Below are 13,228 nucleotides of genomic sequence, written 5' to 3' on the forward strand. Positions count from 1 at the left end.
CCTCTTAACCAATTAGCTTCTAGAACGCTTGTAATTTTGCATATTAGGAGGAACGAGTTATGTTAGAATTTGATACGAATATGGAAGAATTAGCAACAATAAAAGTAATAGGGGTTGGTGGCGGAGGTAACAATGCTGTTAACCGAATGATTGAGCACGGAGTCGAAGGTGTTGAGTTTATCGCTGTTAATACAGATGCCCAAGCTTTGAATCTATCAAAAGCGGAATTAAAAATACAAATTGGTGCCAAACTTACAAGAGGGTTAGGAGCGGGTGCTAATCCGGAAGTAGGAAAGAAGGCGGCTGAAGAAAGTAAAGAGCAACTGGAAGAAGTGCTTCAAGGTGCTGATATGATTTTTGTGACTGCGGGAATGGGCGGTGGAACGGGTACGGGTGCTGCTCCAGTTATTGCTCAAATCGCTAAAGATCTCGGAGCATTGACGGTAGGTGTTGTAACACGTCCTTTCTCATTTGAAGGAAGAAGGCGTTCTACCCAAGCAATTTCTGGTATTGAAGCGCTTAAAGGTAGTGTTGATACACTAATTGTTATACCGAATGACCGACTGTTAGAAATTGTAGATAAAAACACCCCAATGTTAGAGGCGTTTCGTGAAGCTGATAATGTATTACGTCAAGGTGTACAAGGTATCTCTGATTTGATCGCTAAGCCCGGCCTGATTAACGTGGATTTTGCGGATGTCAAGACAATTATGTTTGATAAAGGTTCTGCTTTAATGGGAATCGGTGTCGCTACTGGTGAGACTAGGGCAACCGAGGCTGCTAAAAAGGCTATCTCTTCACCATTATTAGAGACTTCTATAGATGGGGCACACGGTATTTTAATGAATATTACTGGTGGTACGAATTTAAGTCTCTATGAAGTACAAGAAGCAGCTGATTTAGTAACTTCTGCTGCTGATAATGAAGTTAACGTCATTTTTGGTTCGGTTATTAATGAAAACTTAAAAGATGAAATTGTAGTTACCGTCATAGCTACAGGATTTGACGAATCAAATAAAAAAGTAGAGCAACAACCAAAGCAGCAGCGATCCATAATGAATCAGCATGCAGCAACTCGTGCTAATGATGAAGTTCCGTCAAGAAGAGAAAGAGATCATGAGTCTCAACAACGCGCTGCACAAGAGGAAGATACGTTAGATATCCCCACGTTTTTAAGAAATCGTAACCGCAACCGAAAACGCTAAATAATAAAAACTATGATTGAATTTTCGTCACATCATAGATGATACGTTATTCTTAAATAATCACACAGGAATGGATGATGAATGACTTCCTAGTAACTTTACTTTAGCTTTTGTAAACTAGCAACTGTTCACCATTTTAAAATGTACCTATAGATAAAGGACATTTTATTTAGTGAATGGTTGCTTTTTTGTACTATAGGAAAGTATAAAGTTTTTTGGGTTTATAGTATAAGAAAAACTACAGCTTTCGCTAAAGACTTGGCGAGAAGCCAAGTTTTTCTAATGTTTGCCGCTGGTTCGTCTGAGTTTCGAGCATGGAATGAATCATTACTTACCAAAAGCCAGTTACTCTGTTCACTTTCCCGTTGTTATCTTATATACTTCAAATTGCTACATCGTTAACCCCTAGTAGTTAGCTTCGAACAAACGTATCCTAGTCCCGACAAACACTCCAATAACTCGGTAAAACTAGTCACAATTACCGTACAGAATATGACAGACTTTGCTAGTTTCCTTAGGTATACTAGAATCACTATGGAAGATGGCAAGCATTAAAAAATATGGAAAGGGAGGAAATCTGTGAAGATTTATTTGGATGCAGTCTGGGCGCTTAATTTTTTGCTAGATATTATGTTGTTATTGCTAACCCAGGCATTAGCTAGAGATGCTACGAGGAAACGCCGTATAGTTACCGGAGGTTTTATTGCATCCTTACTTGTTCCCATTTCCTTATATTTTCCTGATTCTTTTTTTATAAGTTTTCCAGGGAAAATAATATTTTCCGCAATTATTATTACAACCGCTTTTGGCTACCAGAATATTTATCGCTGGTCTAAATTGTTATTATTATTCTATTTTGTTAGCTTTGCCATTGGAGGTGGTTTAATCGGCATCCATTTTTTGTTACAACGTCCATTTAGTCAGGGTAGCAATGGATTTTTAACCTATAATAGTGGGTTTGGAGATCCCGTCAGCTGGCTCTTTATCATCATTTGCTTTCCGATTGTATGGTGGTTTACTAAATCCCGTATGGACAAGCACGTAAGCGAAAAAATCAGATACGATCAGTTAACTCCCGTAACCATTCGAATGAGAGGAAAAAGTTATTCATCGACTGGATTTATTGACAGCGGCAATCAATTAACAGATCCCTTAACAAAAAAGCCGGTCATTTTATGTGATGAAGTCTTTTTAAAACAATGGTTTACGGATGAAGACTGGCTACGTCTCAAAGAGTGCTACCAATCACTACAGATGCATGACTTACCGAAAGAGTGGGAGAAATATATGCAATTGGTTCCATATCAAGGAGTAGAAGGAAAGAGTATGTTTTTGTTTACACTTCGTCCTGATCAATTAATTATTTATTATGGAGAAGAGCGAATTGAAACAAGCAAAGTTTTAATCGGTATTCAATTTGGTCGTTTAACTAAGGATGCCAGTTACCATTGTTTGTTGCATCCGCAAATAATTCATTCAGCAACTATTTATACTGCTTAAAGGAGAGATAAGGTTGAGGACAATCAAATTACGCCTGCGTTTATGGTGGTATAAACTACAAATTAAACTTGGATTAAAATCAGATGAAATTTATTATATTGGTGGCAGTGAAGCACTACCGCCACCACTCACGAAAGAAGAAGAACAGGAATTATTAGGATTATTACCAAAAGGAGATAAATCGGCTCGGGCAATACTAATTGAGCGTAACTTAAGATTAGTCGTCTATATTGCTCGAAAATTTGAAAATACAGGTATTAATATTGAGGATCTCATTAGCATTGGCACGATTGGCCTTATTAAAGCAGTGAATACATTTAATCCCGAGAAAAAAATAAAATTAGCAACGTATGCGTCTAGGTGTATTGAAAATGAAATCTTAATGTACTTACGCCGAAATAATAAATTGAAATCAGAGGTTTCCTTCGATGAGCCATTAAATATAGATTGGGATGGGAATGAATTATTATTATCGGATGTACTAGGAACGGATGAAGATATTATTACAAGAGATTTAGAATCTGATGTTGATAAAAGCTTATTAAGAAAAGCATTATCTCAGCTTAATCCTCGAGAAAAACAAATTATGGAACTGCGTTTCGGTCTTGTTGGCGAAGAAGAAAAAACCCAAAAAGATGTTGCAAATATGTTGGGAATTTCTCAGTCTTATATTTCTCGATTAGAGAAAAAAATTATTCGCCGACTAAAAAAAGAATTTAATAAAATGGTCTAGCCTTGTTGTTGTAAGTTTTCCTATGTTATTAAAAATTAGATAGAAATTTCCTTGTGCATAAAAACCTTTCCAGAGGGAGATACTGTCCATGAACAGCATCACCAACTGGGAGGGTTGAACATAGATGACAAGACATAAAGTTGAAATATGTGGTGTTGATACATCCAAGCTACCCGTATTGAAAAATGAAGAAATGCGGGAGCTATTTAAGAAAATGCAACAAAATAATGATTTATCAGCTCGAGAAGAGTTGGTCAATGGAAATCTACGGTTAGTTTTAAGTGTGATACAACGATTTAATAATCGCGGCGAACATGTGGATGACTTATTTCAAGTAGGTTGTATCGGATTAATGAAATCTATTGATAATTTTGATTTATCCCATAACGTGAGATTTTCTACTTATGCTGTTCCGATGATTATTGGGGAAATCAGAAGATATTTGCGAGATAATAATCCAATCCGCGTATCAAGATCTTTAAGAGATATTGCTTATAAAGCATTACAAGTGAGAGAAAAATTAATAAGCAAATCTTCTAAAGAACCAACACCAATGGAAATTGCGGAGGAAATGGGGATACCCCACTCGGAGATTGTGTTTGCACTAGATGCCATTCAAGATCCGGTATCATTATTTGAGCCAATTTATAATGACGGCGGTGATCCTATCTATGTAATGGATCAAATTAGCGATGATAGTGATAAGGATTCGACATGGTTGGACAAATTATCGTTAAAAGAGGGGATGCATCAATTAAATGAACGAGAAAAGATGATTTTAAATAAGCGCTTTTTTCAAGGAAAGACACAGATGGAAGTGGCAGAGGAAATTGGTATTTCCCAAGCTCAAGTGTCACGATTGGAGAAAGCTGCTATCAAACAAATGAATAAACAAATGTTCGAATAGAAGAACGTTTCAAGATTTATACGTGTTCAAGAGGAGGAAAACAGTTTGTTTCCTCCTTTTTCGCTGTCCTGAAAAGTAGCATCGTCTAGCTTAAGTGTCCAATCTGTAGCAAACTTCGATATCCTCTTGCAAATATGGCTCGAAGCAAAGGAAGCCGACTATAGCGGACTTGTCGCTCAGCTGTCGGCATACCCTTGTTAGGGGGCATGTTTTGCTTTATCCTGAACGTCAGCGAGACGTATTACTCTCATTTAAAAATCTGGTTATTATTTTACGAATCTTTATGAGAAAAACGGCTTCTGATTCGTTTGGTTGACAGGGCAAGAAAGACTTCTCGAATAAGCATCGCGATTTTTCAAGGGCAGAGTTGCTACTACAGCAATGCAGGCACGCAGAAGAAGTGTTCTTCTTTTTTCAAGGATAAGAAAAACTACGTCAACGATACATCGCGGTTTTCAAGGGTTTCATCTAGAAAGCACCCCTTGAATTTCACTTTTTCGTTAGAAGATCTGCCGTTTGTACGCTGCTAACCAAGCAATTTTAGCTTTTGTTCTGTTTGTAAGCCTTTACCATGTTGCTATAAAATATTCATATGTCTAAGTCTGAAATAGGACAAATAATACTTTACTTATGCATATACATGAGTATTAGGTGAGGTGAGAGCAATGGTAAAATTATCAGAATTACAAGTAAAAGAAATTATCATTATTAACAGCGGACGAAAGTTAGGGCATATCCATGACTTGGAGATTGATACGGATCGCGGAAAAATAGTTGCAATTATAGTTATTCCTCGTGATAAAAAAACGTCTTTATTTGGGAAAGCGGAAGAAATAATTATTCATTGGGAGCAAATTGTACGTATTGGTTCTGATGTTATTTTAGTAAAAGATGTCGATAGACCTAAACTATATTCCGAAACGGTTACTCATGGACAAAAGTAGCTATAGTCATGTTGTAAAAATCGAGCTTCTATTTTAGGATATTGTCTAGCGTTTGATCAATTATGAAAGTCTAAAACAAAGCTAACTTTAAACTTAAGATTCCTGATGTACAAACTATTTTCTTTATAGAAATTAAAAACAGTGTGTTTTTATGGTAAAATAAGAATTAATGCAACTTCTAATGGAGGTGTGAAATTGAGTGAAGTATTTAAACAAAAGGAGACAACCTATTTACATATAGAAAAGTGGAAGCAATTAAACGCTGACATCATCGCTGGATTTACAATGAGAAATGGCGGTATTAGCAAACCGCCATTTCATTCGTTAAATACCGGACTTCATGTAAAAGATGTAACTTTAGATGTTGTTGAAAACAGAAAAGTTATTGCCTCGGAAATAGGCGTCCCACTTAGCAACTGGGTTTGTGCTGAACAGACTCACCAAACAAATGTGCATTTTGTGACAGATTTGGATAAGGGCAAGGGTGCAATGGATTATTCATCTTCAATCAAAGCAACGGATGGGCTGATTACCAATAAACCAGGTATTTTATGTACGGCAGTTTTTGCTGATTGTGTGCCTTTATTTTTTTATGATCCGATTACATCTTCTATTGGAATTGCACATGCCGGATGGAAAGGAACGGTAAACAAAATGGCTTCGCAAATGGTACAAGCTTTTGAAGCAGAAGGTGTGGAGCCGAGTGATTTGTTAGTAGCAGTTGGACCATGTATTTCCAAGGATTATTATGAAGTGGATCAACGGGTGGTTAGACATATTCCAGAGGATTATTGGGAAAAAGTTGTTTTTCCAAAAGAGAATAATCGATTTTTATTCGATATGAAACAGCTGCATGTAGAAATTCTTTTACAAGCTGGGGTGTTACGTAATAATATAGAGGTAACAGAATATTGTACATATCGCGATGAAACACTATTTTTCTCACATCGCAGAGATCATGGTGAAACAGGGCGAATGTTAGGTTTTATTGGCTTATTGCCATGATTATACGAGAGGAGAGAATTGGGTATCATGGATGTAGCAAGTAATCTACAGACAGTCAAGCAAAATATCAGCGTTGCTTGTAAAAATAGTAATCGAAATCCACAAGATATCACGGTAATTGCAGTGACAAAATATGTTACAATAGAACGAACAGAAGAAACAATTCAAGCTGGGATAACAGATATTGGCGAGAACCGTTTGGAAGGTTTCCAAGAAAAATATCATCACTTTAAAGACCGAGCGAAATGGCACTTTATTGGAACGTTGCAAACTAGAAAGGTAAAAGATATCATTGATCAGATTGATGTACTGCATTCTTTAGACCGATTGTCCTTAGCTAAAGAAATAAACAAGCGTGCAAGTAAGCAAATAGAATGTTTTGTGCAAGTAAATGTTAGCGGAGAAGCGTCAAAGCATGGTTTAAAACCAGAGGAAGTACTGCCATTTCTAGAAGAACTCAAAGCGTACCCAAAAATTCATGTAGTTGGACTGATGACAATGGCTCCACACATTGATGATAAAACGAAATTACGTTCTATATTTCGTGAATTAGCTCAATTACGGGTTCAAGTTCAAAGAAAGCAATATGCTTATGCCCCGTGTAATTTCCTATCTATGGGAATGAGTAATGACTACTCAATTGCTATTGAGGAAGGTGCTACTCATGTTCGGATTGGAACAAATTTAGTAGGGTGAGGTGTTGGAATGAGCATTAAGAACAAAATTAAAAATTATTTTACGATGGAAGATGAATACGAGTATGAATATGTCGATGCTAATGAGTTTGAAGTGGAACAAAAACAAGTAATGGATAAAAATAAGAATGTCGTTAATCTTACCAGCGTAAATAACCCCACTTCTAAAGTTGTATTATGTGAACCAAGGACGTATAGTGAAGCACAGGAAATTGCCGATAATATCGTCAATCGCCGTGCAGTTATCATTAATTTACAACGTGTTGATAATCAGCAAGCAAAACGAATTGTTGATTTTCTAAGCGGAACTGTGTACGCGATTAATGGCGATATTCAAAAATTGGGAGCTAAAACATTTCTTTGTACACCAGACAATGTAAATGTTACAGGAACAATTACAGATTCCCTGGAAGACGAATTTGAAAAAGGATGGTAGTCATACATGGTTGAGTTATTTAGGATATTGAATTTAGCATTATACGCTTATTCATATGCGATTATTATTTATATTTTTATGTCTTGGTTTCCTGGTGCTCGAGAGTCTACATTTGGAGAAATATTAGCGAAGATTTGCGAGCCTTACCTCGAACAATTTCGGAGATTTATACCACCATTGGGAATGATCGATTTTTCTCCGATTGTTGCCATATTTGTATTGTACCTCGCACGAATAGGGTTACTGGAATTTTTTAAAATGTTTATTTATTAAACCAACATAGGTGATTGACCTGTTACAAATTATCAGCTTTTAGTGGTTGTAAGAAAGGTAGCAAACCAGAATTTTGATAACGGCTAACTTTTTAAAGTATAAAACTTTAGGGGTTATCGCATAAGAAAAACGATAGCTTTCTCCATAAAGACTGGGCGATAAGCCAAGTTTCTCTAATATTTTTATGATACGTGCAAACGAGCAGGTGGAAATGAACCTTTTGGGAGTTACAACATGCAATTATACCAACATTTTCGTAAAGAAGAAGAAACGTTTATCGATCAAGTTTTATCATGGAAGGAACTAGTAGAGCGTACCTTCCAACGAAAGCTCACTGACTTTTTGGATCCTCGTGAACAGCAGATAGTTAAGATGTTAATTGGTTCTAAGGATAGTGATTTACAACTGAGATTTGATGGAGGACATCCGTATACAGAACGAAAACGGGTAGTTATTGCCCCTTTTTATGAAGAATTGAAGGAAGTGGACAGCGAGCTTTGTTTATTACAAGCAAGTTTTCAAACGAAATTTGTCCATTTAACTCATCGTGATGTAATGGGAGCATGCTTATCGCTTGGAGTTAAACGAAAAAAGCTTGGTGATATGGATGTCAGTGATGGTAATGTGCAAATCATTGTTGCTTCTGAAATAGCCCCTTACGTGATGATGAACTTAACCATGATTAAACATGCAAGGATCCAGCTTAAACAGCGACCACTAACAGAATTAACGATCGTAAAGCCAAACTGGCTGGAACAAGAAACAACAATTGCTTCTTTACGACTGGATGTAGTCGTAAAAGAAATCTACCGAGTCCCGAGAAAAGAGGCTGTTGGCTATATAAATAAGCAATATGTCAAAGTCAATCATAAATTAGTAGATGATGCTGCTTTCATATTGCAGGAAGGAGATATGCTTTCCGTAAGAGGAAAGGGAAGAAGTAAATTGATGCAAATTAAAGGGCGTACGAGAAAAGATAAGGTAAAAGTAACATTTGCAAGGTTAAAATAATATTATTTTTGCAGGAATTAGGTCTTTTTTGTCGAATTAAATAATGTATGATTAATTTGTGAGAGTAGTTACCGATATTTTTAATATATGGAGCAATTAGTAAAACTAGGAGGTGGCTATATTGCCATTAACACCATTGGATATTCACAATAAGGAATTTACCAGAAGATATCGCGGGTATGATCAAGATGAAGTAAATGAATTTCTAGATCAAGTAATTAAAGATTATGAAATGGTTATTCGTGAGAAAAAGGATTTACAAGAGCAAGTGGAACATTTACAAGAGAAGCTTGGTCATTTTACCAATATTGAAGAAACACTTAATAAATCGATTCTTATTGCTCAGGAAACAGCGGAAGAAATAAAAGGGAACGCAATGAAAGAATCAAAGTTAATTATTAAAGAAGCTGAAAAAAATGCAGATCGGATTATCAATGAAGCATTAACAAAATCACGTCGAATTTCGATGGATGTAGAAGAATTAAAAAAGCAAGCTAAGGTATTCCGTACCCGATTAAAAATGCTCGTTGAAGCACAACTAGAGATGATTGAAACAAATGACTGGGATCAACTATTTGACACAGCTTTAAATGAAGATCTTGAATTGGAGGAAAGTGAAACGTAAGCCTTGACGTTAACTTGGATTTTACATATAATTCATAACACAGATATATTTCTCGCTATATAAATCGAGATTTATCAAATTTTACTTAAAATGGAATTATTAATAGGAAAGCATGGAAAGAGACAGTACAAAAGCGGATTGTTGCTCAAGCGAATCAGGGGTTGGTGAGAGCCTGATGCAGACTAGCTTTTAGAAGATCACTCTTGAGCTGTCATTATGAAGAAAGTAGTAATGACCGGGTTATTCCCGTTATAAATATCGAGTGAATATGGATGGAACCATATTTATAAGGGTGGTACCGCGAGTCTTCTCGTCCCTTTTGGGATGGGGAAGGCTTTTTTGTACTATAGGAAAGTATAAAACTTTAGGGTTTATTGTATAAGAAAAAATTACAGCTTTCGCTAAAGACTTGGCGACAAGCCAAGTTTTCTAATATGTTAAGACAGTAAAAACTAGAAATTTTCTGCATCAAAAGCCGGTACAAGAAAATTATTAAACTGGATGAAGGGCTTTACAAATGGAAGCCTTTTTCGATAGATAGTTTAAGGAGGAAGCAAAGATGGATTATAAAAATACGTTATTAATGCCAAAAACCGCATTCCCTATGCGAGGTAATTTACCTAATAAAGAACCAATTCGTCAAGCGGAATGGGAAGAGAAAAATTTATATCAAAAAAGTTTAAAGCGAACTGAGGATCGCCCTGCTTTTATTTTGCATGATGGACCTCCTTATGCAAATGGTGATTTGCATATTGGTCATGCGCTTAACAAAATATTAAAAGATTTTATTACCCGTTATAAATCAATGACGGGGTATTATGTACCTTATGTACCTGGTTGGGATACACACGGATTACCAATAGAAACAGCTTTAACTAAGAAGAAAAAAATTAATCGTAAAGAAATGAGCGTTGCAGAATTTCGTAAATTATGTGCAGAATATGCACTGGAACAGGTTGATAATCAACGTGATCAGTTTAAAAAGCTAGGGATTCGCGGTGATTGGGATAACCCATATATTACGTTAACAAAAGATTACGAAGCGGCGCAAATAAAAGTTTTTGGAGAAATGGCGAAAAAGGGATATATCTATAAAGGCTTAAAACCTGTATACTGGTCTCCTTCTTCAGAATCAGCCCTTGCGGAAGCAGAAATTGAATATTATGATAAACGATCGCCATCTATTTATGTTGCTTTTGAAGTAACAGATGGTAGAGGATTGCTGGAAGCTGGCGATAAAATTGTTATTTGGACAACAACTCCTTGGACCATACCTGCTAACTTAGGTATTTGTATACATCCGGAATTAGAGTATGTAGTAGTAGCTGTTGATGGTGAAAGGTACGTCGTTGGGCAAGCATTATTAGAAATGGTAGCGGAAGAATTAGAATGGAAAGATTATCAAATTGTTAAAACGTTCACGGGGGAAAAGGCAGATCGCATCGTTGCAAGACATCCATTCTATGATCGTGATTCACTTGTGATGCTAGGTAATCATGTTACAACAGATGCCGGAACTGGTTGTGTTCATACAGCTCCTGGTCATGGGGAAGATGATTTCTATGTATCAAAACAATATGGAATTGAAGTTTTATGTCCGGTTGATGAAAAAGGTGTATTTACCGAGGAAGCTCCAGGATTTACAGGATTATTCTATGATAAGGCAAATAAAGTAATAACAGAAAAACTGGAAGAAGTCGGCGCCTTATTAAAACTACAATTTATTACTCATTCCTATCCACATGATTGGCGGACGAAAAAGCCGACTATTTTTAGGGCGACTGCTCAATGGTTTGCTTCTATTAAAGATTTCCGGCAAACGATTTTAGATGAAATTAAAAAGGTAAATTGGTATCCGCAATGGGGAGAAACTCGTTTATACAATATGGTTCGTGATCGTGAAGATTGGTGTATATCACGTCAACGTACATGGGGCGTACCAATTCCAGTAATTTATGCTGAAGATCAAACACCAATTATTACAGATGAGACGATTACCCATATTTCCAATCTTTTCAGGGAGCATGGATCTAATATTTGGTTTGAATGGGATGCAAAAGATTTATTGCCGGAAGGTTTTACATCGGAGCACAGTCCAAATGGTGTTTTCACAAAAGAGACAGATATAATGGACGTTTGGTTTGATTCAGGATCATCACATGAGGCTGTTTTAATGGGTAGAGAAGATCATTATCGCCCTGCAGATATTTACTTGGAGGGAAGTGATCAATATCGCGGCTGGTTTAATTCTTCGTTGTCTACCTCTGTTGCAGTAACTGGAAAAGCACCTTATGAAACAGTTATCAGTCACGGTTTTGCGTTGGATGGCGAAGGACGAAAAATGAGTAAGTCATTAGGAAATGTCATTCAGCCTGCAAAAGTTCAAAAGCAACTTGGTGCAGATATTTTACGGCTTTGGGTTTCATCGGTTGACTATCAAGCAGATGTACGTATTTCTGATGATATTTTAAAACAAATTTCTGAAGCATATCGTAAAATTCGTAATACGATTCGGTTTATGCTAGCTAATCTTGGAGATTTTAATCCATCTACCGATCGCATTCCATATGCGGAGTTAGAAGAAGTAGATAAATATATGCTGCATCGCTTTAAGAAGTTAGTAACAGATGTAAGACACAGCTATGAGAATTATGAGTTCTCTCCTGTTTTTCATCAAATTCATAATTTCTGTGCGGTAGATTTAAGTTCATTTTATTTGGATTTTGCAAAGGATATCCTTTATATAGAGGCTGCTGATAATAAGCGCAGACGCAGTATTCAAACGGGTTACTATGAAATTTTGACCGCACTTGTTAAATTACTGACTCCGATTATTCCACATACAGCGGATGAAGTATGGGAATACATTCCTGAGACGGAGGAAGAAAGTGTTCAATTAACAGATATACCAAACCCTGAGGAAATGCCGGATTTTCAAGAAATTGCAGAGAAATGGGATCACTTTATGCTTGTGCGTGACGACGTATTAAAAGCGTTAGAAGAAGCGAGAAATGAAAAGGTAATTGGAAAATCGCTTGAAGCAAAGCTTATCATTATGCCAAAAGACGGACAAACGAAACAGGTATTGGAATCAATTGATGAGCTTCATCAATATTTAATTGTTTCTGAAGTAGATTTGGTTCAAAAACTGGATGACGGGAAAAAGTATACGTATGTTGACGTTCATGTTGACAAACATCCTGGTGAAAAATGTGAACGTTGCTGGGTAGCTTCTCATACAGTTGGCGAAGTGAGTGAGCATCCAACACTTTGCTCTCGTTGTGCAACGATCGTCAAGGAAAATAATCTCGTTTAATGATGAAAAGGTTAAATTCCAGAACAGGGAATTTAACCTTTTTGAGTGTCTGGGAACCTATATTTGTTTTTAACATGGTGGATAACATTTTTGAAAAAGGCTTTGTCTAGCTTAAGCGCTCGAGCGACTAGCCAACTTCGATCTCCTTTAGATAAGTCAACATCTGCTTAAATCTAAAGGAAGGCGACCAAAAACGGGCTTGTCGATCAGGCGTCGCCATACCCCTGTTTTAGAGGTATGTTTTCTTTTCCCGGATGTAAGGCTCCGTATTTTTCTCAATTCAAAAATGTGTTAATAATGTTGCAAACAAGATGAGAGAAACGGCTCCTAAATCCCCGATTCGTTCATCTAACATTTCTTGGGAAAAGCATTCCAAGAAATGAAGTTTCACTTTATCCCGGATGTAAGGCGCCGTACTTCCCGCCTTTGAAAAATTTGCTTATTTTTTGCGAACTTTTGAGAGAAACGGTTTTAATTTACCGATTCGTTCGGTGGACAGGACAAGAAAGGCTTTGGCAGCAATACACCGCACGCAGAAAAAGTGTCCGTCTTTTTCAAGGACAGTGACACATCGAGGT

12 protein-coding genes and 1 other annotated feature are annotated in these 13,228 nt (G+C 36.7%); all 12 genes read left to right on the plus strand.

What is annotated here, in order from left to right; genetic code table 11:
* The first annotated feature begins 59 nt into the window (after positions 1–59).
* The 12 genes from ftsZ (at position 60) to ileS (ending at position 12,650) form a co-directional block, all read left to right on the plus strand.
* Positions 60–1,205: a cell division protein FtsZ gene (gene ftsZ, locus BN1066_RS15420; RefSeq protein ID WP_077320336.1), complete on the plus strand. Its 1,146-nt coding sequence runs from the start codon at positions 60–62 to the stop codon at positions 1,203–1,205.
* Between the two features lie 579 nt (positions 1,206–1,784).
* Positions 1,785–2,705 (plus strand): sigma-E processing peptidase SpoIIGA, encoded by a 921-nt coding sequence (gene spoIIGA / locus BN1066_RS15425; protein WP_077320337.1) that lies wholly within the window; start codon positions 1,785–1,787, stop codon positions 2,703–2,705.
* 13 nt (positions 2,706–2,718) lie between these two features.
* Positions 2,719–3,438, plus strand: a complete 720-nt coding sequence (gene sigE / locus BN1066_RS15430; protein WP_077320338.1) for an RNA polymerase sporulation sigma factor SigE — start codon at positions 2,719–2,721, stop codon at positions 3,436–3,438.
* A 124-nt stretch (positions 3,439–3,562) separates the two neighbouring features.
* Positions 3,563–4,345 (plus strand): RNA polymerase sporulation sigma factor SigG, encoded by a 783-nt coding sequence (gene sigG / locus BN1066_RS15435; RefSeq protein ID WP_077320339.1) that lies wholly within the window; start codon positions 3,563–3,565, stop codon positions 4,343–4,345.
* A gap of 665 nt (positions 4,346–5,010) precedes the next feature.
* Complete coding sequence (locus BN1066_RS15440) at positions 5,011–5,289, plus strand: YlmC/YmxH family sporulation protein (protein WP_077320340.1); 279 nt, start codon at positions 5,011–5,013, stop codon at positions 5,287–5,289.
* A gap of 189 nt (positions 5,290–5,478) precedes the next feature.
* On the plus strand, positions 5,479–6,294 hold the full coding sequence (pgeF, locus tag BN1066_RS15445; protein WP_425445283.1) for a peptidoglycan editing factor PgeF: 816 nt from the start codon (positions 5,479–5,481) through the stop codon (positions 6,292–6,294).
* 27 nt (positions 6,295–6,321) lie between these two features.
* Positions 6,322–6,990 carry a YggS family pyridoxal phosphate-dependent enzyme gene (locus BN1066_RS15450; protein ID WP_179104454.1) on the plus strand — a complete coding sequence of 223 codons (669 nt, stop codon included), beginning with the start codon at positions 6,322–6,324 and terminating at the stop codon, positions 6,988–6,990.
* A 9-nt stretch (positions 6,991–6,999) separates the two neighbouring features.
* On the plus strand, positions 7,000–7,425 hold the full coding sequence (locus BN1066_RS15455) for a cell division protein SepF (protein ID WP_077320341.1): 426 nt from the start codon (positions 7,000–7,002) through the stop codon (positions 7,423–7,425).
* A 6-nt stretch (positions 7,426–7,431) separates the two neighbouring features.
* On the plus strand, positions 7,432–7,698 hold the full coding sequence (locus tag BN1066_RS15460; RefSeq protein WP_077320342.1) for a YggT family protein: 267 nt from the start codon (positions 7,432–7,434) through the stop codon (positions 7,696–7,698).
* 234 nt (positions 7,699–7,932) lie between these two features.
* A complete protein-coding gene (locus BN1066_RS15465; protein WP_077320343.1) occupies positions 7,933–8,709 on the plus strand; it encodes a YlmH family RNA-binding protein in 777 nt (258 codons plus the stop codon).
* 121 nt (positions 8,710–8,830) lie between these two features.
* Positions 8,831–9,334, plus strand: a complete 504-nt coding sequence (locus BN1066_RS15470) for a DivIVA domain-containing protein (protein ID WP_077320344.1) — start codon at positions 8,831–8,833, stop codon at positions 9,332–9,334.
* 104 nt (positions 9,335–9,438) lie between these two features.
* Positions 9,439–9,655 (plus strand) — a binding site (T-box leader).
* Between the two features lie 238 nt (positions 9,656–9,893).
* A complete protein-coding gene (gene ileS, locus BN1066_RS15475; protein ID WP_077320345.1) occupies positions 9,894–12,650 on the plus strand; it encodes an isoleucine--tRNA ligase in 2,757 nt (918 codons plus the stop codon).
* Positions 12,651–13,228: the final 578 nt, after the last annotated feature.

The sequence above is a fragment of the Virgibacillus proomii genome, assembly GCF_900162615.1.
Classification (GTDB): Bacteria; Bacillota; Bacilli; order Bacillales; family Amphibacillaceae; genus Virgibacillus; species Virgibacillus proomii.

Excerpts from the sequence above, each read along its gene's own strand:
- BN1066_RS15465 (WP_077320343.1), top strand. The coding sequence starts at position 7,933 with ATGCAATTATACCAACATTTTCGTAAAGAAGAAGAAACGTTTATCGAT.
- ileS (WP_077320345.1), top strand. The coding sequence starts at position 9,894 with ATGGATTATAAAAATACGTTATTAATGCCAAAAACCGCATTCCCTATG.
- sigG (WP_077320339.1), top strand. The coding sequence starts at position 3,563 with ATGACAAGACATAAAGTTGAAATATGTGGTGTTGATACATCCAAGCTA.
- BN1066_RS15460 (WP_077320342.1), top strand. The coding sequence starts at position 7,432 with ATGGTTGAGTTATTTAGGATATTGAATTTAGCATTATACGCTTATTCA.
- BN1066_RS15440 (WP_077320340.1), top strand. The coding sequence starts at position 5,011 with ATGGTAAAATTATCAGAATTACAAGTAAAAGAAATTATCATTATTAAC.
- ftsZ (WP_077320336.1), top strand. The coding sequence starts at position 60 with ATGTTAGAATTTGATACGAATATGGAAGAATTAGCAACAATAAAAGTA.
- BN1066_RS15450 (WP_179104454.1), top strand. The coding sequence starts at position 6,322 with ATGGATGTAGCAAGTAATCTACAGACAGTCAAGCAAAATATCAGCGTT.
- BN1066_RS15455 (WP_077320341.1), top strand. The coding sequence starts at position 7,000 with ATGAGCATTAAGAACAAAATTAAAAATTATTTTACGATGGAAGATGAA.